Source organism: Paenibacillus sp. 1-18, from assembly GCF_000520755.1.
Classification (GTDB): domain Bacteria; phylum Bacillota; class Bacilli; order Paenibacillales; family Paenibacillaceae; genus Paenibacillus; species Paenibacillus brasilensis.
On the sequence record NZ_ASSB01000203.1, the window covers coordinates 1 to 743 of the forward strand.

Genomic DNA, 743 nt, shown 5'->3' on the forward strand with positions numbered 1-743 from the left:
GCGTCGATCCGCCCCTTGTATTCCAGGGTCCCGTCCGCATTCCAGCGCACCAGGTCCCCTGTGCGATAGCAGCGTTCTCCGCTGCGGAACGGGCTGTCGATAAACTTTTCTGCCGTCAGGTCCGGACGGTTGCGGTATCCACGTGCTACCCCGTCACCGCCGACGATCAGCTCTCCCCACGCCCCAACAGGCTGGAGCTGCATCGAACGGTCCACGACATAGGCTGTCGAGTTAGGGATCGGGCTGCCAATCGGCACTGATTCGGATTGCACGTCAGTAATGGCATGCGTTGTCGAAAAGGTCGTATTTTCCGTCGGGCCATAGCCGTTAATAATCCGCAGGTTCGGATGGGCCTCCAGCACCCGGTTAATGTGCGGTACGGACAGCACATCTCCACCGACCAGCAGCTCCCGTATTCCCTCGAACAGCTCCAGGTCCTGCTGGGACAGCTGATTAAAGAGCGGGGCGGTCAGCCACATCGTCGTAATGCCATGGCTGCGAACAGCTTCCTTGAGCTTGGGCGCGTCCAAAATGACATCCTGACTTACTAACACCAGCTGTCCACCGTTCAATAGCGCACCCCAAATTTCAAAGGTGGACGCGTCAAAGACAACAGCCCCGGTCTGCAAAATGCGCGTACCTGCATCCAATTGCGCATAATTTGTATTTTTCACCAAACGTACGACATTGCGGTGCTCCACCATGACCCCTTTGGGCTGTCCAGTAGTTCCCGAAGTGTACAT

At 56.9% G+C, this 743-nt stretch carries 1 protein-coding gene; it reads right to left on the minus strand.

Annotation, left to right across the window (positions count from 1 at the left end; genetic code table 11):
- Positions 1-743, minus strand: a 743-nt coding sequence (locus tag L693_RS28055; protein WP_155983817.1) for an AMP-binding protein, incomplete at both ends; no start/stop codon positions are given.